Origin of the sequence: Cohnella cholangitidis, from assembly GCF_014107495.1 — a bacterium.
GTDB classification, from domain to species: Bacteria; Bacillota; Bacilli; order Paenibacillales; family Paenibacillaceae; genus Cohnella; species Cohnella cholangitidis.
On record NZ_CP041969.1, the window covers coordinates 2,811,618 to 2,831,872 of the forward strand.

At 48.1% G+C, this 20,255-nt stretch carries 18 protein-coding genes; 8 read left to right on the top strand and 10 right to left on the bottom strand.

Features of this window, described 5'->3' with window-relative positions; all coding sequences use genetic code 11:
* Window positions 1-208 precede the first annotated feature (208 nt).
* Complete coding sequence (locus FPL14_RS13275) at window positions 209-1,570, top strand: catalase (protein ID WP_182303451.1); 1,362 nt, start codon at window positions 209-211, stop codon at window positions 1,568-1,570.
* Window positions 1,571-1,697: 127 nt separating this feature from the next.
* Here FPL14_RS13275 and FPL14_RS13280 read toward each other — a convergent pair whose 3' ends face one another.
* Window positions 1,698-2,909, bottom strand: a complete 1,212-nt coding sequence (locus tag FPL14_RS13280; protein ID WP_182303452.1) for an MFS transporter — start codon at window positions 2,907-2,909, stop codon at window positions 1,698-1,700.
* A gap of 706 nt (window positions 2,910-3,615) precedes the next feature.
* Between FPL14_RS13280 and FPL14_RS13285 the strand changes: the two genes are divergently transcribed.
* The 3 genes from FPL14_RS13285 to FPL14_RS13295 all read left to right on the top strand — a co-directional run bounded on the left by FPL14_RS13285 (window position 3,616) and on the right by FPL14_RS13295 (window position 6,591).
* Window positions 3,616-4,854, top strand: coding sequence for a saccharopine dehydrogenase family protein (locus tag FPL14_RS13285; protein ID WP_182303453.1), 1,239 nt, complete (start codon window positions 3,616-3,618; stop codon window positions 4,852-4,854).
* 1 nt (window position 4,855) lies between these two features.
* On the top strand, window positions 4,856-5,983 hold the full coding sequence (gene nspC, locus FPL14_RS13290) for a carboxynorspermidine decarboxylase (protein WP_182303454.1): 1,128 nt from the start codon (window positions 4,856-4,858) through the stop codon (window positions 5,981-5,983).
* 368 nt (window positions 5,984-6,351) lie between these two features.
* The gene (locus tag FPL14_RS13295; RefSeq protein ID WP_182303455.1) at window positions 6,352-6,591 is read left to right on the top strand and encodes a hypothetical protein; all 240 of its coding nucleotides are present in this window, start codon (window positions 6,352-6,354) and stop codon (window positions 6,589-6,591) included.
* 123 nt (window positions 6,592-6,714) lie between these two features.
* Here FPL14_RS13295 and FPL14_RS13300 read toward each other — a convergent pair whose 3' ends face one another.
* A complete protein-coding gene (locus FPL14_RS13300) occupies window positions 6,715-7,299 on the bottom strand; it encodes a YdeI/OmpD-associated family protein (RefSeq protein ID WP_182303456.1) in 585 nt (194 codons plus the stop codon).
* A gap of 58 nt (window positions 7,300-7,357) precedes the next feature.
* Window positions 7,358-7,792, bottom strand: a complete 435-nt coding sequence (locus FPL14_RS13305; RefSeq protein ID WP_182303457.1) for a VOC family protein — start codon at window positions 7,790-7,792, stop codon at window positions 7,358-7,360.
* A gap of 60 nt (window positions 7,793-7,852) precedes the next feature.
* Here FPL14_RS13305 and FPL14_RS13310 point away from each other — a divergent pair, with 60 nt between their 5' ends.
* Together FPL14_RS13310 and FPL14_RS13315 are read left to right on the top strand one after the other, a co-directional pair.
* Complete coding sequence (locus FPL14_RS13310; RefSeq protein ID WP_229263978.1) at window positions 7,853-8,683, top strand: helix-turn-helix domain-containing protein; 831 nt, start codon at window positions 7,853-7,855, stop codon at window positions 8,681-8,683.
* A gap of 217 nt (window positions 8,684-8,900) precedes the next feature.
* On the top strand, window positions 8,901-10,151 hold the full coding sequence (locus FPL14_RS13315; RefSeq protein ID WP_182303458.1) for a DUF5050 domain-containing protein: 1,251 nt from the start codon (window positions 8,901-8,903) through the stop codon (window positions 10,149-10,151).
* A gap of 49 nt (window positions 10,152-10,200) precedes the next feature.
* Here FPL14_RS13315 and FPL14_RS13320 read toward each other — a convergent pair whose 3' ends face one another.
* On the bottom strand, window positions 10,201-10,803 hold the full coding sequence (locus FPL14_RS13320; protein ID WP_182303459.1) for a class I SAM-dependent methyltransferase: 603 nt from the start codon (window positions 10,801-10,803) through the stop codon (window positions 10,201-10,203).
* Between the two features lie 327 nt (window positions 10,804-11,130).
* On the opposite strand from FPL14_RS13320, the gene FPL14_RS13325 reads away from it, so the two are divergent.
* Complete coding sequence (locus FPL14_RS13325; protein WP_182303460.1) at window positions 11,131-11,775, top strand: SGNH/GDSL hydrolase family protein; 645 nt, start codon at window positions 11,131-11,133, stop codon at window positions 11,773-11,775.
* Between the two features lie 16 nt (window positions 11,776-11,791).
* Here the strand turns inward: FPL14_RS13325 and FPL14_RS13330 are convergent, their stop codons facing one another.
* From FPL14_RS13330 to FPL14_RS13350, 5 genes are all read right to left on the bottom strand, one after another.
* Window positions 11,792-12,817, bottom strand: a complete 1,026-nt coding sequence (locus FPL14_RS13330) for a zinc-dependent alcohol dehydrogenase (protein ID WP_182303461.1) — start codon at window positions 12,815-12,817, stop codon at window positions 11,792-11,794.
* A 39-nt stretch (window positions 12,818-12,856) separates the two neighbouring features.
* Complete coding sequence (locus FPL14_RS13335; RefSeq protein WP_182303462.1) at window positions 12,857-13,639, bottom strand: SDR family NAD(P)-dependent oxidoreductase; 783 nt, start codon at window positions 13,637-13,639, stop codon at window positions 12,857-12,859.
* Window positions 13,640-13,682: 43 nt separating this feature from the next.
* Window positions 13,683-14,540, bottom strand: a complete 858-nt coding sequence (locus FPL14_RS13340) for a carbohydrate ABC transporter permease (protein WP_324617912.1) — start codon at window positions 14,538-14,540, stop codon at window positions 13,683-13,685.
* Window positions 14,530-15,384: a carbohydrate ABC transporter permease gene (locus FPL14_RS13345; RefSeq protein WP_182303464.1), complete on the bottom strand. Its 855-nt coding sequence runs from the start codon at window positions 15,382-15,384 to the stop codon at window positions 14,530-14,532. Before FPL14_RS13345 ends, FPL14_RS13340 begins: the two co-directional genes overlap by 11 nt.
* 113 nt (window positions 15,385-15,497) lie before the next feature.
* Window positions 15,498-16,841 (bottom strand): ABC transporter substrate-binding protein, encoded by a 1,344-nt coding sequence (locus FPL14_RS13350; RefSeq protein WP_182303465.1) that lies wholly within the window; start codon window positions 16,839-16,841, stop codon window positions 15,498-15,500.
* A gap of 474 nt (window positions 16,842-17,315) precedes the next feature.
* On the opposite strand from FPL14_RS13350, the gene FPL14_RS13355 reads away from it, so the two are divergent.
* Window positions 17,316-17,927 (top strand): helix-turn-helix domain-containing protein, encoded by a 612-nt coding sequence (locus tag FPL14_RS13355; protein ID WP_182303466.1) that lies wholly within the window; start codon window positions 17,316-17,318, stop codon window positions 17,925-17,927.
* 70 nt (window positions 17,928-17,997) lie between these two features.
* Here the strand turns inward: FPL14_RS13355 and FPL14_RS13360 are convergent, their stop codons facing one another.
* A complete protein-coding gene (locus FPL14_RS13360) occupies window positions 17,998-20,244 on the bottom strand; it encodes an FAD-dependent oxidoreductase (protein ID WP_182303467.1) in 2,247 nt (748 codons plus the stop codon).
* Between the last annotated feature and the right edge of the window lie 11 nt (window positions 20,245-20,255).

Below are 20,255 nucleotides of genomic sequence, written 5' to 3' on the forward strand. Positions count from 1 at the left end.
CTGAGATCAGTTTTTGAACCTATTTAAATCTTAATCCCTGTTGTTTCCCGAGTCCACATGCCGAGAGCTTATATAATCTAGCAAAGGCGAGGTTCAGATAGGCCGTCAAGTATGTTCCTTTGGAAGCCGTACTGTCATATTCGCAGAGAGGCTCTTCATACCTTTTAATATATCTTAACGACTGGCATCCGGCATGGGAGGTAGAGAAATGAACGAGAACAATGGAAATCGCCCCAACCAACGGTCGGGAGATGCTCCTGCTGCTTTTCATTCGCAGACGGTTGGAGAACGAGGCCCCGTATTGGAACAGGACAACGTTCTGCATGAAACGCTGGAGACGTTCATCCATGCGAAATTGATGGAAAGGCCCGTGCATGTCAAAGGCTATGGCGCATTCGGCTACTTTCAGACCGTTAATGCCATGACGCCTTACACGCAGCTCTGTTTCTTGCAAAATCCGGGCCAGCAAGTCCCCGTCGCGGTAAGATTCTCCTTGGCCGTCAGCAACAAAGGCACGCCGGATACTTCCCGCAACGTGCGCGGATTCGCCACCAAGTTCTATACGGATCATGGAGTATTCGATCTTGTCTGCAACCATATCCCCGTTTTCTCCGTCCGGGACGCCATCCGCTTTCCGGAGTCTATCAAGGCCTTCCTGCCGTCGCCCGTCAACAACCTCATCGATCCCGAACGATTCTGGAGCTTCGTCGCCCGAGCGCCGGAATCCACTCACTTTCTCGTCTGGCTATACTCCGACGCGGGTACCGTCAACAGTTTTCGCCGCATTCCGGGCCACGGCGTCAATACATACGTCTGGAAAAACGCGCAAGGCGTCCGCACTTACGTAAAGTACCATTGGATGCCTCTTGCGGGCGTGCAGTACATTGACCGTCAGGAAGCTGCCCGGCTCGCCTGCGAGAATCCGGATTATGCCGGCAAGGACTTATTCGATACGTTAGCCGCGGGCAAGACCGTCGAATACGGGCTTTACGTGCAGCTGATGAACCCCCAAGACGAGTCCTCTCTCCCGTACGATCCGTTGGACGATACCAAGATATGGGATGAGCGCCAATATCCCTTGATCCCGGTCGGGAGGTTGGTATTAACCCGCAATCCGGATAATTATATGGAGCAAGTAGAGAAGTTGGCTTTCTCCCCTTCCAACCTGCTGGAAGGCGCGGAGTTGTCGGACGACAAGATGCTGCAGGGGCGCGCTAATATTTACTGGGATTCGCAGCGCCGGCGGCTCGGTCCGGACTTCCGCAAGATTCCGATCAATCATCAGCAGAATTGGACGCCCGAATCCCTTGTGACCAGCGGCAACGGGAGATTCGTGGAAGGACGCCTCGTTCGGTCAGACTTGCCCAAGCAAGACGACTTCGCGCAAGCCGGTCAGTATTATCGCGCTCTTCCGCCGTTGCAGCAAGATCGCTTGGCAGATAACTTGGCCGCCGATCTTGCCGGCATATCCCCCGAGACGCAAACGATCGTGCTCGGCTACCTGTATCAGGCATCCGCCGAGCTTGGGGAACGGGTGGCTCGAATGATCCGCACGCAAGCCAAGGAATAAGACAACCGCTTTTTCCAAGCATCCCCTCATTCGCCTACAACAGCGGACGGGGGATTTGCTTTGTCTATAAAGGTAAGTTTCTCACCGCACGAAAAAAGACCGCCAAAATGGCGGTCTAACCTAATCATTATTTCCCATTGCGGGCAGCCGACCGGCGCTCCGATAGCAAGCTGCCTACTCCAACCGTTAGAGCCAGGCCTACTAGAATTGCCCCTACCCAAGGAAGCGAAGAAAGCGACAGATGGGTAATGACCCACCCGCCGACAAAAGCGCCGACGGCATTGCCGAGATTGCCCGCGGAATGGCTGGATGTGGACGCTAAAGCGGGAGCGCCCTTGGCGATGCTCATGATGCGAACCTGCAAACCCGGCATGACGGCAAAAGAACCCGCTCCCCAGATGAATATCGTAACGATGGCGGCGAACTCGCTGCGAATCGTAAACGTTAGCGCCGTTAGAGCCACGACGATGACGACGTAAGTGCCAAGAATCGAAGGCATCAGCTTCCAATCCGCCAATTTGCCGCCGATGATATTGCCGACGGTAACGCCTATGCCGAATAGAATCAGGATCCAGGTAACGCTGTGCTCAGCAAAGCCCGTAATATCGACAAGCAGCGGCGTAATGTACGTAAAGACAGCGAACAACCCCGCGTTGCCTAGCGCGCATATGAGCAGGAACACCATCAATTTAGGATTAACCAGCGCCGCGACCTGCTGCCGGATGCCGGTCGCCTTCTCCTGCGTTAAGCGCGGAATCAAGAGGACAATGCCGATCAAGGCGATAACGCCCATCAGCGCGATGGCTCCGAAGGAAGCGCGCCATCCCATATTCTGCCCGATGTAGGTGCCGAGCGGCACGCCTAGAATATTAGCGATGGTGAGTCCGGCCATCATAACGGATACGGCGCCCGCCCGTTTGTCGGGACGTACTAAGTTGGCCGCGATCACCGCTCCGACCCCGAAGAAGGTGCCGTGAGTTAGGGCGGTGAGCACCCGCGCGCCCATAAGAACGGCGTAGTTCGGAGCGATCACGGATACGCCGTTGCCCGCAATAAACAGCAGCATGAGTAAGATCAGCAGCTTCTTCTGCGGAATCCGATGCGTCAGCACGGTTAGAATAGGCGCTCCCACGGCTACGCCAAGCGCATACATCGTGATTAGCTGTCCGGCCGCGGAAATGGTTACGTTCAAATCTTCAGCTACATTAGGTAGAATGCCCATAATAACGAATTCGGTCATGCCGATGGCGAAGGCACCGACCGTTAACGAGAGCAGCGAGACGGGGAAGCTTGTCTTAGCCGTTCCCGGACGACGATTGGCATGTTGCGTAAATTCCATGATGCTAAGCTTCAATCCTTTCAATCTGACGAGTCATGTAAAGGCGCAGGTTAATCTTGCAGCAATTCCACTAAGTGCATTCTACTAGAAGAACCGCAAATCGTCTCAAAGAAATATCATCATCCTAGCCTCAAAAAATAAATTGGGATTTCCTATTGCAATATGTGAACATTGTGCTAATATAGGTACGTGGTAAGTGAGAAAGCCGATATTCAATATATCTGGATCTTTGAAGCAGATAATTTTTGACCACATCTCATCCGGGATGTTAAGGCCATACGGACAGCCGGGTCAAATGCCGATTGGCAACTTTAGTTGCCTTATTGATTGAGTTAAAAGCTCAAATTTTATAAGTTGGTTACTTTACAACCGGTGCATCCGCACACAACTTGTGAAACGGTCAATAAGAGTGGTAAAAGTGATTATTTGCTATATAGACTCTGATCCTTCAATGGTATATTCCGAATATTAAAGAGCTTTCTTGCAGAAGTATGTCCACTACTTTTGTAACAGGGTCTGCCTGTGCTTTTTAATATGTGATTATATCTAAAGCAAGTGTGATGCGCGAACAAGCGTATTTGCATTTGCTTTTTTGCGTATAGGACGTTTCCTGCAAATAATTGCGAGTGATGGATACTTAGCGCGTCAGGTTGTTACGGAATTCTTCTTACTCTTCAAAAAACCACTAGGTTAGGGGCTAAAAACAATGAGCAAAGCACTAATTATCGGTTGCGGCGGCGTAGCATCGGTAACCATCCACAAATGCGTTCAAAACAGCGACGTATTCGAAGAAATTTGTATCGCAAGTCGTACGAAGTCTAAATGCGACGAATTGAAAGCCAAACTCGATGGCGGTAAAACGAAAATTACCACGGCACAAGTCGATGCCAACAATGTGGACGAGCTCATCGCGTTGATTGAAGAAGTAAAACCGGATATCGTCATGAACCTCGCGCTGCCCTACCAGGATCTCACCATCATGGATGCCTGCCTGGCAACGAAAACCCATTACATGGATACGGCTAACTATGAGCCGGAAGACACGGCGAAATTCGAATACAAATGGCAGTGGGACTACCGCGAGCGCTTCGAAAAAGCGGGAATCACGGCTCTTCTGGGCAGCGGATTCGACCCTGGCGTAACAGGCGTATTCTCCGCCTACGCTCTCAAGCACTACTTCGATGAAATCGAATATATCGACATTCTGGACTGCAATGGCGGCGACCATGGTTATCCGTTCGCAACGAACTTCAACCCTGAAATCAACATCCGCGAGGTTTCGGCTAACGGAAGATATTGGGAGAACGGCGAATGGATCGAAACCAAGCCAATGGAAATCAAGCGCGTGTATAACTTCGCCGAAGTCGGCGAGAAGGACATGTACCTGCTCTACCATGAAGAACTTGAATCCCTTGCGGTAAACATGCCGGGACTGAAGCGCATTCGCTTCTTCATGACCTTCGGCCAAAGCTATCTGACACACCTCAAGGCGTTGGAGAACGTAGGAATGACTTCGATCGAACCGATCGAATTCGAAGGAAAGAAAATCATTCCACTCCAGTTCTTGAAGGCCGTATTGCCGGATCCGGCGTCGCTCGGACCGCGCACGGTGGGCAAAACGAACATCGGCTGCATTTTCCAAGGCAAAAAAGACGGTCAAGCTAAAACGTACTATGTCTACAACGTTTGCGACCACCAAGAGTGCTATAAAGAAGTGGGCTCCCAAGCGATCTCCTATACGACAGGCGTTCCTGCCATGATCGGAGCTGCTATGGTTCTGACCGGAAAATGGAATAAGCCAGGCGTATACAATGTTGAAGAGTTCGATCCGGATCCGTTCATGGAAGAGTTGAACAAATGGGGCCTTCCATGGGTAGAAGACTTTAACCCGGTGCTTGTCGACGAAGAGCACGCACACACTAAACAGCCGGCGTTGGTTCGATAAGATGCGCTTTGACGAATTACCCACGCCTTGTTTCGTCGTCGATGAAGCACTCATCGAGAACAATCTGAAAATCCTCGGCGGCGTCATGCAGCGTACAGGGGCAAAGATTGTATTAGCCCAAAAGGCATTCTCTATGACAGCGATGTATCCCCTTATTGGAAAATATCTTAACGGCACGACGGCCAGCGGCTTATTCGAAGCTCGCTTGGGTTACGAGGAAATGGGCAAAGAAACTCATGTCTTTGCCCCTGCCTATCGTGAAGACGAAATCGACGAAATTATTTCGATCTGCGATCACATTATCTTTAACTCGTTTTCCCAATTGGAAAAGTTCAAAGATAAAGCCCTTCTAGCCGGCAGGAAAGTCGGCCTCCGCATCAACCCGGAGTGCTCCACCCAGGTCGGGCATGAAATTTATGATCCATGCTCGCCAGGTTCACGTTTCGGCGCAAAACGCGACCAAGTGCGTCCGGAGCTGCTGGAAGGCGTGACCGGCCTGCACTTCCATACGCTTTGCCAGCAAAACTCGGACGACTTAGAAACTACGCTGAATGCCGTGGAAGAAAAGTTCGGCGAGTGGCTGCCGCGGATGGAGTGGATTAACTTTGGCGGCGGGCACCACATCACAAGAGAAGATTACGATTTAGCAACACTCGAGGCATGCATCAACAGAATGCAGGATAAGTACGGTCTCGAAGTGTATCTAGAGCCGGGCGAAGCCATTGCGCTCAACGCAGGCTATCTGATCACCTCTGTCCTTGATATTCATCAGAACGGAATGGAGATTGCCATACTCGACACGTCGGCTACCTGCCATATGCCGGATGTGCTCGAAATGCCTTATCGTCCGCCGCTTCTTGGTTCAGGCGAGCCTGGCGAGAAGCCCTTCACGTACCGCCTTGGCGGGCAAACCTGCCTGACAGGCGACGTGATCGGCGATTATTCGTTCGATCAACCGTTAAAGAGCGGCGATAGACTCGTTTTTGGCGATATGGCGATTTACTCCATGGTCAAAACCAACACCTTCAACGGCATGCCGTTGCCGGCTATTGCCGTCAAAGACAAAGATGGCGACTGCAAGGTCGTGCGTAAGTTCGGCTACGACGATTTTAAGGTAAGACTTGCGTAAACAGAACCCTTAATCCATTTTTACTAAAAAACCTCCATGCCAATGGAGGTTTTTTGTTTTAGGGTATATCCTTCTATGGTGTCTGTCGCTTGTTCATTTCGAAAGCATACAGCATTCCGTTCTTCGCATGTCTAAAACTAGGTCCCTTAACCGGCACGTTATCATAATCCCCAAATCTCGTCTCGTCAAGAGATAATGCGCATATGAGCGACATAGCGGGGGATCCCCCTTATTCTTTCGAAATAGGAATCCATTTCCGAGTATGAAGCGCGATATCGCTTTTTCCAATTCATCCGGTTTCACGTAAAATTTGCTTCAGGTCGATGAGGAGATAAGGGATGTACACGCAAAGGAAAAGGAGGATCTGCATGAACAGAGTGGACAAAATCAGATATATGCTCCTTTACGGTGAAGCGCCTGTAGCAGAATGTTACGGGTACATGGAGTTGAACCGGGATGGCAATATGATCGCGCTCTACAATAGGCATGGCGAGGAAATAGACATGTATGGCGGACATGAATTTGTCAGGGTACGGACGATTGGCAAATTCGATGACGAAGACCGCGATAACTTTTATTCCTTGCTAGAAAGCGATGGCGTAGGGTAATCTGCACGACGGGCTGGACGGAACGCAATGAATATTCGGGAGCCGCTGCGATGCACGAGAAGACGCAAAGCATGGTTGCCGCTCTGCAAACGGTTTTTTGGATTGAAAGAGGGAGCTTATCGATTAACGTTGATGTTCGAAGGCTGCGGCTCCTAATTTCTCAATCGCCTTATGCAGCTGATCCGCTCGATTCTTAGGCGTCGTTGCCTTCAGCAGCGGCAGGAGGACCGCATATCGAGCCGTCTTATCCAGCGCGAAGAACGCCTGCTTAGCCTGTTCATGCCGTTCAAGCTCGGCTGCCAGATCCGGAGGAGTCGCCGCGGTCCTTTGCGATTCGTACGCCGCATCCCATCTTCCATCCGCCTGCGCCAGACGAATTTCCGCATAACCCGGAGCTTTCATTCTTCCTGTTCCTATTAGTTCCTCTGCCTTCTGAACGTTAACCAAGGACCAGGGGCTTTTCTTCCGCCTCGGCGAATACCGTTGCAAGTAATACGATTGGTCGAATGACTTACGGTGACTATCGATCCAGCCATAACACAGGGCGATGTCCAACGCTTCCGAAATGACGATCGAGCTGACGCCGGAACCTTTTTTGGCGATTCTCAACCAGGCGTCTTGCTGCCGGTCATGATGATTCGAGAGCCAAGTCTCCCATGCGGCAGAGTCGGCGAAATCGATAAACGAACGTTCGACGGAATTTTCCATTAACGATTGCTCCTTTCTATCTCCCCTATTGAATGGTAAAATTTGATGCATCCTTATATTAAGAATGACGAAGGGAATTCCATACTTCTTTATAATGAGGACTATGAATCAACCCGATGACGTTGCCGAATGGATCGGCGACCGACGCCGTGAACCAATCCTCGCCGCGTTGCGTCAGGGGCTCGTATTCCGTGGCTCCGTATTCCGTCAGCTTTTTCAACATGGCGTCGACATCGTCCACGTGCCAGTAAAGGGTCGCTCCTCCCGGTCCCGTTACGCAAGCTGCCCGCGGCGCGTATTTCTTATCGATAATGCCCAGCTCGTTCTGAAAATCTCCGATCCGATACTCGATATACGCAGGGTTCTCGGAATCGGGGGCTTGAAAATACGGCTCTATCCCCAACAGCTTCGAATACCATTTTTTTGCGGATACGAGATCCCCCGCCCAAAAACTTACGTTGGCCATTCCTCTTAATTTCGGCGCGTTTGCCATGCCTGCCCATCTCCTTTTTATTGTTGCTCGTTTAATTAACTCTTACACGTATTGTAGGTGATGATCATCGGAACCGTATTACAGAAATCCGCAGCCATTTACAAACCGGGCGGGCATTTGGATCCGTCGGGTTTTCAGCGGCATATTCGCTTTCATACGTATTTGCCTCCCGACGACTTAAGGCCGTTCGTAAACCACTTTTGGACGATTTGCTGGGATAGAGGAATGGAGCAAACCTATGTATCGGAGCAGGTTATGCATCGGCCTTATGTCGACGTGTTCATGTCCATGGAGGAATCGGGCATCCAATGCACGTTCCGGGACAGAAAGGACTACAAGGCAGCCGACGCAGGCAGAATTATCGGCGCAAGGTTTCGACCGGGCGCGTTCCGCGCGATATGGCAAGAGTCGATGGCAGGCTTGCACAATGAAACGATCGCTCTGCAACGCATATTCGCCGAGGCCGATCAAGCCGTCATCGAACATGCGCTTTCCTTGCCGGATGACGCCGCGGTCGGCGTTATCGCCGAACTTATTCAAGCCCGGCATCCGCAAATCGACCCGAACATCGAACGGATTAACCGAATCATCGACGCGATCGAAACCGAAAACTTGCAGACGGTCAGCGCTGTCGCGCAATGGATCGGCAAGAGCGAACGCTGGCTTCAACAGCTTTTTCAGGAGTATGTCGGAATCGGCATCAAGTGGCAGCTTCAAAGGAATAAACTGTTAGGAGCGGCGCAACGCATTCGGGAAACCGACAATCCCGATTGGGCGGATATCGCCTATGAGCTGGGGTACAGCAGTCAGCAGCATTTCATTACGGATTTCGGACGCGTGCTCGGCAAGACGCCGGTGCAATATAAGAAAGAACTGGGCGATCCAACTTAGAAATTTATTCTCCTGACTCCATATTTCGCCTTGCTTACGATAGTGTTCTTCGCACTGTCTGTAACGGCAAGTTCAAGGGCCATCCTTTTGCGGGATGGCCCTTGCTAGTTATAAAAACGGCAAACAGACCGATTACTAATTTCCACCAACTTTTTACGATTTATGATAATCTAAGTAGCACAATAGAAATATAATTTACTAAATGGGGAGACAACAAATGATGTCGTGGAAGGGATTAATTGCAGGTATACTCATTCTCGCGCTTCTTATCAGCGAAGACACCGTTTCTGCACAACAAACAAGGTTTACTGCGGAGCAGAAGGATGTTATGGCACAAACGTTGGCGGATGCTGACGAGAATAAATTAATAGGAGTTTCAGACACCGGATGGGTTTATTACTGGGATAACGATTTCTGGACCATGCGTAAACGTTATTTCGATGGATCGCAGGATCAATTGGCTACTTCAGAGAAGCTGCTATATTTTATGCCTCCGACTGGTTATGTGACTCGTGACAATCGAAATATGAATGTCTTATCGATTCATGACGATCAGCCCTTTTTGAATAAGCTGCACGATCTAGAGCAATATCGATTTTTCTTTAAATCGGGTAATTCTATTGTTTATTGGGAAGGAACGGAGAAAGATGAAGTTGAATGGGCTGGTGAAGTTGTCACTGAGTATACGAAAGGGAATGTCAACGTCGCTGATCTTGACGGCAGCGGAGTAAAAACGCTTTTCAAAGATAATGGAAATCTAGATTATTACTCGATGGCTATTTATAACGGATATTTGTATTATGTACTTCTTAACGAGGATCGCTACGGAGGCGAATTGTTCCGTGTCGGTCTTAACGGTAAAGGACGAGTTAAAATTGCCGATGACTATCATAGCGGTATTGCGTCGAATGCCGGGAACGTTCCTGGAGGTTTGCGTTTCGTCGCGATGTTTGGAGAACGTTATGACCCTGGTCTTGTAATGAATAGCACAATTTTCTATCAATCGACTGACCACTCATTCTACCGGATCAATATTGATGGTACGAAGAAGATTAAGCTTTCCGGCAATACGGGGGGGAATATAATCGACGGGAACTGGATGTATTACTGTATAGTGCTAGATAGTGAACCAGGCACATTAACCTTCAACGGTCCGATTTATAAAGTAAACCTTAGTGGTGGAAAGCCTATCCAGCTAACAGGGAATATGACTAACTTCTTAACAGCTAAAGACGGCTGGATTTATTACACTTATGAGACGAATGGCGGGAAAACTGTACTGGAGCGGAAGAAAGCAGATAGCTCTGGACTCAAGCAACGGATCATGTCGGGCCAGTTCGACCCATTGTTAGAATATAAGCTTGTCGGTGACTGGTTCGTATACTCCGGCGAGAATGGCCTGTTTCGGGTCAAGCTTGATGGCAGCCAGAAAGTTGTTGTTGAGCTTTTTCCGAAGGATGAGCGCTAGAGATAATGTTTTCAAGGGACTATCGGAGAATCGTTATGGCCTCATTAGTTTACTTTTGAGAATCAAGAACAAACATAGACGCATCCTGTCCCATGAATATTTTACTTCCGGTATAAAAAGTTTTGGATTGAATATTCTTATACCCTATTTTCGTCATCTTGTCGGTTAGTTCATCTTGATGGAATCCGTTATGAACGATATCCGAAACGATATTTTCATTTTTATCAAAATCTACGATGAGCAAATGTCCTCCTTCATTCAGAACATCGAATAACCTTGATAAAACGAATTCAACATCATTAATATGAAGTAGAACCTGAGCCATAAAAATATAGTCGGCACGTAAATCCGATAGATCTTCCTTCTCAAAATCAAAGCATAATGTATCCGCGTTCCGAATATTTAAATCCGAAATTTTTTGCTTGATTTGATCAATCATGCTTGGCGATGTATCCAGAAAAAGCATGGAATTAAACTCGTTCAGCAAGTTCATGCCGACAAGACCGGTCCCGCAACCAAAATCGATAGCCTTCTTACTTTTAGCGTCAATTAAGTATTCACGAATGGCATCTGATGATACCTTGGCGATTTGGATTCTTTCGGGAGTGTCGTATATGTTCGCTATCATTTCAAACTTTTCCGTATTTCCCATGTTCACCTCTCCAATCATCGGATAAATTTTAACACAAGCGACGGTGAAAAAGACATCTGCCGGGCTTATTATTACCCTTTAGCGCAGCGCTGCATCGCAACAAAACAGCGACGGATCGGATCCGCCGCTGTGCATGCACTTATGCTTACTTCCCCCTTAGGGAATTGGATAACCCCGGATCCTTCCGATGCCGGTACCGAAGAGGAAATCAATCTTGACCGTCAATAAGTCGTAGATTGTACGGATCGTCCCCATGATTATCGTCTATTCAAAACATACAAAAAAAGCATAAACTAAGGTACCTATAAGGAAGGAGACAATCGCCAGATGAAAACATATACCGCGCTCGGAGACTCCATCACCGCCGGTATCGGCGCAAGCTCCCCGACATCGGCGTACCCCTGCGTTGTGGCAAAATGGTTGCGAGAGAAGTCATGTCCGACGGCAGTCGGCACATTCGCGTATCCCAGCTGGACAAGTACGGATTTACGGCTCGCTTTATCGGAACATGATTACTCCCCTGTGCGCAAATCCTCCGTCACGAGCATTTGGATCGGCGGCGATAATTTAATTGCGGCAGGGTTGCTTATCCTGAAGGGTGCAGGGACTCAAGCGATTCCGAAGCTTTTGTCGCAGTACGAACACGATGTAATCGCGATTGTTAAGGATACTCGTCGGCTTAGTAAAACTTCAATTATATTATGTACGCAGTATAACCCTTTTCCGAACGCTCCCATAGCTGTTCAATCCATTCAAGCTCTGAACGGAATTACGCAACGAATTGCTTTCCGTTACCGCACGAAGCTCGCATCCGTTCATCAATGGTTCGCCAACAACCAAGCCGAACTCATTGCGGGTTATCGAAACGGACGTTTGGAAGATGGCGCCGCAGGATCGTTACCGGTTCACCCGAACGACAAGGGGCACATGCGGATTGCCCGAGGCTTGATTCCTCTGATCGCGGGCAATTAAAAGTTTTGCTCGGCTTCTACTTCTTAATATCAATAATAATCTTGCCTACATCAGATGCGCCGCTTGCCGCGAGCGTGAACGCCTCTGCGATCTGTTCCAGATCAAAGCGATGAGTGACCATTTCATCCACTTTGATCTTCCGCTCTTGGATCAATTGAATGGCAATGTCGTAATCCTGCTTGACATACATTTGAGTCCCTAGCAATGTTTTTTCGGCTCTTTGCAGCAGTTTGATTGGAAAAACAGGATCTTTGCTGACCAATGCCGTGATTACGATTTCACCGCCATTTTTAGTAATGGCCAAAGCTTGCCGTAACGTTAATTCTATTCCCGCAACATCAAAAGCACCATCTAGTCCTAGTCTGCCAACCTCCGCTTGGATACGTTCTTCTACATTCTCATTGGCCGGATCTATCACGATATCCGCGCCTAATCTGCTTGCAATATCCCTTCTGCTCTCAATGGGGTCTGATGCGACAACCAATGCAGCTCCGAACGCTTTGAGCACCTGAATGATCAAGAGTCCGATCGGACCCGCTCCAAGAACTGCTATTTTCTTTCCTTCGACAGCCTTCATTCTTCTAACTGCATGCACCGCTACAGCAGCACTTTCAACCATTGCACCCGCTGTCGCGCTGAATTGCTCCGGAATTTTTACGATATTGTACTCCGGTACGGCTGTATATTCCGCAAATCCCCCAGGATAGAAACCGCCAATGACCTTCAGGTCACGGCAAAGATTGAAATTCCCCGCACGGCATGGCTCGCATTCCCCGCAGCCCACTCCCGGAATCGCGCAGACGTAGTCGCCCGGCTGGATCGCTTTTACGTCTGCCCCTACTTCCACAACTCTGCCTGCAAATTCATGCCCCATTCTGACAGGAGGCTTCAATACGGGATGGTTTCCTCCATAGATATGAAGATCCGAACCACAAATCCCGCATGCATCATTCTCCACTAATACTTCATTTGGCTTTACTACCGGTCTTGCTGCATCTTCCATTTGCATGAGCTTTTCACCGACTAGAACCGCTCTTTTCATTGGGCACCCCTGTATAAGTTATTCTTGATTGTTGTTAACCTATTCATTCGCTAACGGATTCAACGTAGGGTCTCCACCCAATATGCCGCCATCGACTGCAATGACCTGTCCTGTCACAAAGGATGCTTCCTCCGAGAGTAGAAAGACAATCATATTCGCTACATCGTCAGGAGTTCCCAATCGTTTCAAAGGTGTACGTTTAATCAGTCTGTCACGGTAATTTCGGTTTTCCGGAAGCGAGAGATCCACGAACGGAGTTGCAATATAGCCGGGGCTTACTTGGTTTACGCGAATGCCGTAGTCGGCAAACTCGGTCGCATGCGTTCTCGTAATCTGCGACACGCCGCCCTTAGCTGCGCCATAGATAGCCACATTGTGTACCCCATAGTGGGAGAGCATAGACCCGATATTAACAATGCGCCCCCCATTGTTCTGCTTCATTACTTTCGCGGCTGCGGTGGAGGCGAAGAATGTGCCTGCCAGGTTTGTATCGATGATCTGTTTCCACTCTTCGTAAGTGTAATCTACGGCTGCCTTGCGGAAATTCATCCCTGCACAATTGACCAGCATATGAATATGGCCGAAATCATGCCCGATCTGCTCAACGACTTGTCCAATTTGCTCCGCATTGGATACATCCGCTTGATAGAAATGCAATTTGCCAGTATATACGGGCTTGCTCCGGATGAATTCATTCGCGCGATCGGCGCTGCGTCCAAGTACAATGCAAATCGCCCCATTATCCAACAACTTCTTCACGGCGGCTGCGCCAATCCCCGAATAGCCGCCCGTAACGACTGCAATTTCTCCGTTGAATTTCATACTTCCGATTCATCCTCTCAATGCTGTCAAATGAAGTCCCGATTCACGATTTCACGGAGCCCGCGGTTAGTCCGGAAATCAACATCTTGCCCAGGAACGTGAAGACGATAATCGATGGAATAATTGCGGTAGCCGCCGCGGCGGTGAGCGGCCCCCACTCTTGGCCAAAGAAGCCTAAATATTGATAGATCGCAAGCTGCACGGGTCTTAGATTAGGACTGTTAATCATAATGGACGAAAGAATAAATTCATTCCACGCGCCCAAGAAGATGAATAACGCCGCTGCCGCCAATGCGGGCCTGCACAATACCGAAACCATTCCGAATACGATGTAGAACCGGGATGCGCCGTCAATCGTTGCCGCTTCGTCTACTTCGACGGGAATCGTTTCCACGCCCGATTTAATGATCCAAATCGCCATAGGGAGATTATAAGCCGTATAGAGTATCGGTAATGTGTACCACTCATTCAAAAAACCCAATTGACTCATATACAAATAGTTAGGGATGATAAGCGCCGAACTGCCGATAGATAAAGGGATACAGAATACGATCAAGTAAAACATCGGTTTCTTAAACCTGAACGAGAATCTATCGAATCCATACGCGGCTAACAATCCGAGAATCAATCCAAAAGCAATGGAGGCAACGCAGTACAAAATACTGTTGACGAAGGTGCTTAAATAGCCCCCTTCGAAAATCCTTATATAGTGTTCAAAAGAAGCTTCAAAGTTAAATATTTTGGGCGGAAATGCAAAGATATCAGAGGGAGACATAATTGAAGTTTTAACTCCCCAGAGGATGGGGACGATATTGATAACGATAACGAACCCAAATATGAGAAACAGCGCAACCGACTTTAATGATCCCAAGAAAGCAACGTTTAGTCCTTTAGATCTCATATTTCACCATCCTGATGTAAAGCGAGATTAACAAAATATTAATCATGAGCACGATAAAAGATAGCGCGCTGGCAACTCCGAAATTATAGTAGACAAATCCCTGGTGATATAATTCCATTGTGATCACGTTTGTCGCATCGCCCGGACCGCCGCCCGTTAATACCATAGGTACGTCCACATTGTTAAAATTACTAAGCATAAGAATAATCGATGTAACCATAATCGGCGTTTTCAACAGCGGCATTTTAATGAGCCAGAACGTTTGCCACTTGTTTGTGCCATCCACTTGTCCGGCCTCTATAAGCTCCTTCGGAATACTCTTCAATCCCGCTAGAATCAAGACCATTGCAAATCCGATCGTGCGCCATGCTATTACGAATATCAATGCGATAGGTGCCGTTGTGGGATTACCTAATAGATCCGCCTCTTGAAGGCCGATTCCATCCAGAATGTAATTCAACAACCCCAAGTTATTGAAGATCCATTTCCACAACAGGGCCCCGACAACCATTGAGATTACCCAAGGGATTAACACAATGATCTGGATAATATAGGCGGTAAAGCCCTTCTTCGAATTGATCCATAACGCAAGCAATGTGCCCGATACGATCGATATGAATAATCCCACAAAAGTCGCAACGAACGTGATCGACAGCGAGGACAAGACATCTTCGCTCGTAAATACCTTTATATAATTTTTAAGTCCCACAAAGTTTCCAAGTTGCAAATACTTCATGTCATAAAGGCTAATATAAATTGTAAAAAACAGCGGGATGATCAGGATTACAGATAAAAACAAGATGCTCGGCGCGACCAGTATAGCTCCCAATTTATTCGCTCTCACAAGTTTGTCCCTCCAGTGCTGCACGAATTGCCTTATCCTCTTAACTGCCGCGGACCGACTTGCCTGCTCGCAGCAGTTAAGAAGGATTATTGCTATTCAATCATCGGACTTCATTAATCTGCTCCGACTCTATCATTGAATACCTTCTCGGCAGCTTCCAAAGCCGCTTTGACATCTTTGCCTTTCACCAATACATCCTGAGCGACGTTATTCAGATCGGCCTGCCATCCGCTAATCGGGAATTGCCAAGGCTGCGCATAACCGTGCGAAGCAAACCCTTCCGCCATGACAGACAAGTATTTCTTGTCCGGCTTATTCAAGAAATCGGAATTGCTTTGAACGGTGGATTTGCGAACCGGCACTTGGCCGCCCGTCTTCATCCAGATCTCATCGGACTCTTTATTGATCAAATGCTGTATTAACTTACCGGCCTCTTGTTTATGCTTGCTTCCGGACCATATGCTCACATTCCATCCGTTGATAACGCCTGGAGAGAACGATGTCCCATCTTCACCCGGGAAGTAAGTCATTTGAACCGTGCTTCCATCAAAGGTAGATTCCGCTTGCAGCGTAGGAACCCTCACGCCTGCGCCGATCATCATGGCATATCTTCCCGCCTTGAAGTCGTTGTAGACATCCTCTACGGTAGACGACACTGCGTTATCCGGCGTAACTTTATGCTTTCTAACCATATCCAATTGGAGCTCCATCGATGCGACTCCCGCATCCGTACTCCAATTCGCTTTGCCGTCTTCCGCGAACAGATCCCCTTGCTTGCTAATGGCGGATGGCGCGAACACTTGCGGATCGGTAGACTCTGCGCTAAATGCTTGCCCTAAGCCATATCTTTGGAGGCCGGTTGCCGAATCCTTCTCCGTCAGCTTCGTAGCCGCATCGATGAGATCATCCCAAGACTTGAACGGAAGCTCGATACCTTTCTCCTTCAACAAATCTTCTCGGTACAGGAGAGCGATATAGTTTCTTGATAACGTAACTTGATAATGCTTGCCGTCTTTATTTCCGAATTTCCAGTAAGCATCATCGATATCTTCAAGGTCTTCCTTAGACCATTCGTTCAAGAAAAGGCTTTCAAAATCGGCCACGGCATTTTGTTGCAGAACGGTTCCAAAATCGCCCATGTTGGTCCAGATTACATCCGGCGCATTGCCCGTTTGATGCGCAGCAAGAAACTTGGTGCCAAGCGTGTCCCATGTCTGCGGTTCTACCACGACTTTAATATTTGAATTGTCTCTTTCGAAGTTTTGAATAATTTGCTTTAGCGCGGCTTCTCTCGGGCTCGTCCCATTGGGGTCTAGAAAGGTCCACATCTTAATCGTTGTTGTTCCAGAGGATGTTCCTTCTCCGTCTTCCGTTTTCGATTGACAAGCAGCGGCAAATATCATTACGCAACAGAGCATGAGCATTAACAGAGTTTTTCGTATTTTCTGATTTCCCATTTTGTAATTTCCCCCTAAATTGTGGTCAATCATCGTCCGGTGCCTCATATCCTAAGCTCCTTTCTATTGTTCTCTTCGAGATTTGTTAACAAGTAAAAACTAACATACGGAGAAAGGGCTTACCATGAACTAATCACCTTGATATGCATTATTAAATTGTGATAACATCGTCAACATAAAAACAATAATGTATGCGCTTACGATATCAGATTCGAAATATTGCAGGTGATTCCTATGAACGATGCTCTAGGCGACTTACACAACATGGTTCCGCATTTTACTCAGGTCATACACAGGATGGTCAATGGTTCATGGGTCAATCATCGAAAGATCTGGGACACTCACTCCTTTATCCTTGTCTATGATGGTGAAGCAGTCATAGGATGTAACGAAGAAAAACGGGTTGCCAAGGGAGATTTGATCTATTTCAAACCCGGCGATGTTAGATGGGGATACACCTTCGAAGAAAATCCAATGAAATGCTACGGTATGGATTTTCAATATTCCTGCCTTTTGTACGAGGATAACGACTGGGTCAAGAGAGATATCCCCTTGCCGTTACCTTCTTTTCTCCACATCGACGACTCGCATCTGTTCTCTAGAGTGCTCAGCTTGTTTCAGAATTTAACGAAGGAATGGATATCGCCCGCAACATTCAATAAAGTGTCTAAAGAACGCTCCTATTTCATGGAGATGCTTAACCTTCTATTGCTATGGAATTCCTCCAAGCAATCTTTCAATTACGATAAAATCAGGAAAGTAGAGAAAATAACTCGATACATTCTTGATAACTATGCGAAAAAGGTGAAGCTTCAGGATTTGGCCGACTATGTCCAACTCAGTCAGTCTTATCTTCAGGTCATCTTTAAAGAAATTACCGGAAGCTCTCCGATTGAATTTTTGCTTACCGTACGCATCAATATGTCCAAAGAATTGATGAAGGAAGGCTATCATAATATCGGAGAAATTTCGGAGTTAGTCGGCTTTAACGATGCCTTCTATTTCAGCAGGTGCTTCAAAAAAATGGAAGGCGTTACGCCTACGGAATACCGAAGCATCGCTTCTTCGCAACGCCAATTTGTATAACGGAAGCAAGACAAGAGGATGTCTCGGAAGCCGAAGCTTCTGGGACATCCTCTTGTTTCCTTATTTTAATCTAGCGCACGCGGATCTCTACGACTTCGGCATAAGCGGTCCCATTCGTTTGTTCTACGACAAGTCTTAGCTGCTGCGTTCGAACCGCGTTCTCCGGCGCGTGAACCCTTTTGCGTTGACGATTGCTCTTGACTTCAAATAGAACTCGCCAATGGCCATTCTCCAGCGTCTCCAGACGGTAGTCCTTGACCAATTCCGGTACCACGTCGAATTCAGTCCGATGGTGATGCAGATTAATCAGATCCTCATTGACGTCATCGTTGAAAGTGACGTGGATTTCGTTGACGCTTATCGCTTTGTCCCAACTCAATTGAACCCAAGCTTCATGCTCCCGATGCTCTGCGAGCCACATATGCGGTCCGCCGAATGGGCGCATGAATCCGTCAATGACTTTATTGGGTTCAAATGCTTTCGTTTCATTAACCAAACGGAAGCAGAAAGGCTTGCGAACCACGCGCTTCATGTTCCATTTTACGACTAACTGATCTTGATTCAGCGACTCCATGCCGCGGGCAACATTCAAGGCTTTCTCTTTCACGAACGAAAGAACGCCGCTCATCGGTTTATGCGATAGATAAACAGATACGTCCGGGTTTTCTTTAATGATGACGAAAGCATTTTGTAAGCGCTCAGGCGCCCAAGGCAGATTAAATTCAACCCATTGTTTACTACCTTTCTCTACAGCTTGAGAATCGCTTGCTTGAAGAGTATGCGGAATATAGTTTTCCGATCTTCCCGTATCCCAAATTTCAACTACAACTGTCGTGTCCTTGGCCGCATCAAGCAAAATTTGGATCTTGTCGATCTTAGGATCGACCGGCAGCAACAAGGCAACATCCGTACAAAGCTCGAATTCCTCATCAGCCTGCTCTACCGCAAGATGATTCAAATAACCTGATGCCGTTACCGTCGCTTGGAGCGCAAGATCCGCCGCATCCTCATTCTTTATTCCTATAACGGAAGCATCTTCCCACAGGAGAGTCTGCTGTAATTGTTTCAAGTGATTTCGGTAAATTTCCCTAGGCGAAACACCATGTTCAACGCATAGCGCTGCCGCAATTCCCGCTGCTTGTCCGACTGACGCGCAAGTACCCATCACTCGCGACGATCCGAATGCAATATGGGTTGCGCTAATATTTCTTCCCGCGAAAAGAAGATTGTTTACATTGACCGAGTATAGCGAACGATAGGGAATTTGATAGATTCCATCCGAGTGAAAATGCTTGGATGTGTAGTCGGAGGCATACATCCCCTCAGGCGGATGCAGGTCGATCGACCAACCTCCGAACGTCACGTAATCCTCGAATTGCGTCTGACGCTCCAAATCGTTCTGATTTAATACGTAATCTCCTTTAAATCGACGAAATTCCCTTTTGCCGGGGACGCTGCCGACCCATTCCAACGTCATATTATCCGCATTGAATTTTCCCGAGTTTTTAATATAATCCCAGATTCCATAGATGACAGACCATAACTCGTCGCGAATTCGTTCATTGTCATGGAGCGTATCTATTTCCTCCGCTCCCCCCCACTCGATCCACCAATAGTGACAACCCGAATCTCCGCTGTTCAGAACTCTTTTGATTGGAATCGCCGTTTGCGTAATATCCTTCGTAAAGCTCGGCGGAACGAACTTCACGGGACGTCCCGCGTCCTTCGTATAGAATAGCAACGTGCTTCCCAGAGTAATATGATCGGATACCTCAGGCGCCCAAGCTTCATGGAACTCGTGCTTCGCCTCGCGCCCGATTTGATATTTGGCACCCGCTAGAAAACCGACGAGGCCGTCTCCCGTGCAGTCCAGGAATACGGGGCTTTCAAAGCGTATTTTACGTTCCGAACCCATCATCCAGCCCGTTACGGTACGAATTTGACGAGAATTTTCATCTCCATCCGCTTCGACCTCATGCACATCCGTATTTAAAAACAATTGAATATTCGGTTCGCTGCGCACCTTCTCTAAGACAATAAGATCCCAGTAGTAAGGATTGCCTTCCGGGTTCGCGTATTGATTCTCTACAAACATTTCGCCTAGAATCCCCGTCTCCCTGGCGTACCTGTTCACGCCATGACCCGTTGCCCCTACGACCCAAACGCGAACTTCGCTGCTTGAGTTGCCGCCCAATACGGGACGGTTCTGAACGAGCGACACCGTCTTGCCCAAGCGCGCGGCAGCAACTGCCGCGCATACTCCCGAAAGGCCTCCGCCGATGACGGTTACATCTGACTGAACGTGTTCGAACCTCATGATAGATCACT

What these genes read in the sequence shown, in the direction of transcription:
- FPL14_RS13360 (WP_182303467.1), bottom strand. Translation starts at nt 20,244, where the DNA reads ATGAGGTTCGAACACGTTCAGTCAGATGTAACCGTCATCGGCGGAGGC.
- FPL14_RS13275 (WP_182303451.1), top strand. Translation starts at nt 209, where the DNA reads ATGAACGAGAACAATGGAAATCGCCCCAACCAACGGTCGGGAGATGCT.
- FPL14_RS13315 (WP_182303458.1), top strand. Translation starts at nt 8,901, where the DNA reads ATGATGTCGTGGAAGGGATTAATTGCAGGTATACTCATTCTCGCGCTT.
- FPL14_RS13335 (WP_182303462.1), bottom strand. Translation starts at nt 13,639, where the DNA reads ATGAAATTCAACGGAGAAATTGCAGTCGTTACGGGCGGCTATTCGGGG.
- FPL14_RS13300 (WP_182303456.1), bottom strand. Translation starts at nt 7,299, where the DNA reads ATGGAAAATTCCGTCGAACGTTCGTTTATCGATTTCGCCGACTCTGCC.
- FPL14_RS13355 (WP_182303466.1), top strand. Translation starts at nt 17,316, where the DNA reads ATGAAATGCTACGGTATGGATTTTCAATATTCCTGCCTTTTGTACGAG.
- FPL14_RS13295 (WP_182303455.1), top strand. Translation starts at nt 6,352, where the DNA reads ATGAACAGAGTGGACAAAATCAGATATATGCTCCTTTACGGTGAAGCG.
- FPL14_RS13285 (WP_182303453.1), top strand. Translation starts at nt 3,616, where the DNA reads ATGAGCAAAGCACTAATTATCGGTTGCGGCGGCGTAGCATCGGTAACC.
- FPL14_RS13350 (WP_182303465.1), bottom strand. Translation starts at nt 16,841, where the DNA reads ATGGGAAATCAGAAAATACGAAAAACTCTGTTAATGCTCATGCTCTGT.
- nspC (WP_182303454.1), top strand. Translation starts at nt 4,856, where the DNA reads ATGCGCTTTGACGAATTACCCACGCCTTGTTTCGTCGTCGATGAAGCA.
- FPL14_RS13305 (WP_182303457.1), bottom strand. Translation starts at nt 7,792, where the DNA reads ATGGCAAACGCGCCGAAATTAAGAGGAATGGCCAACGTAAGTTTTTGG.
- FPL14_RS13325 (WP_182303460.1), top strand. Translation starts at nt 11,131, where the DNA reads ATGAAAACATATACCGCGCTCGGAGACTCCATCACCGCCGGTATCGGC.
- FPL14_RS13320 (WP_182303459.1), bottom strand. Translation starts at nt 10,803, where the DNA reads ATGGGAAATACGGAAAAGTTTGAAATGATAGCGAACATATACGACACT.
- FPL14_RS13310 (WP_229263978.1), top strand. Translation starts at nt 7,853, where the DNA reads ATGATCATCGGAACCGTATTACAGAAATCCGCAGCCATTTACAAACCG.
- FPL14_RS13280 (WP_182303452.1), bottom strand. Translation starts at nt 2,909, where the DNA reads ATGGAATTTACGCAACATGCCAATCGTCGTCCGGGAACGGCTAAGACA.
- FPL14_RS13330 (WP_182303461.1), bottom strand. Translation starts at nt 12,817, where the DNA reads ATGAAAAGAGCGGTTCTAGTCGGTGAAAAGCTCATGCAAATGGAAGAT.
- FPL14_RS13340 (WP_324617912.1), bottom strand. Translation starts at nt 14,540, where the DNA reads ATGAGATCTAAAGGACTAAACGTTGCTTTCTTGGGATCATTAAAGTCG.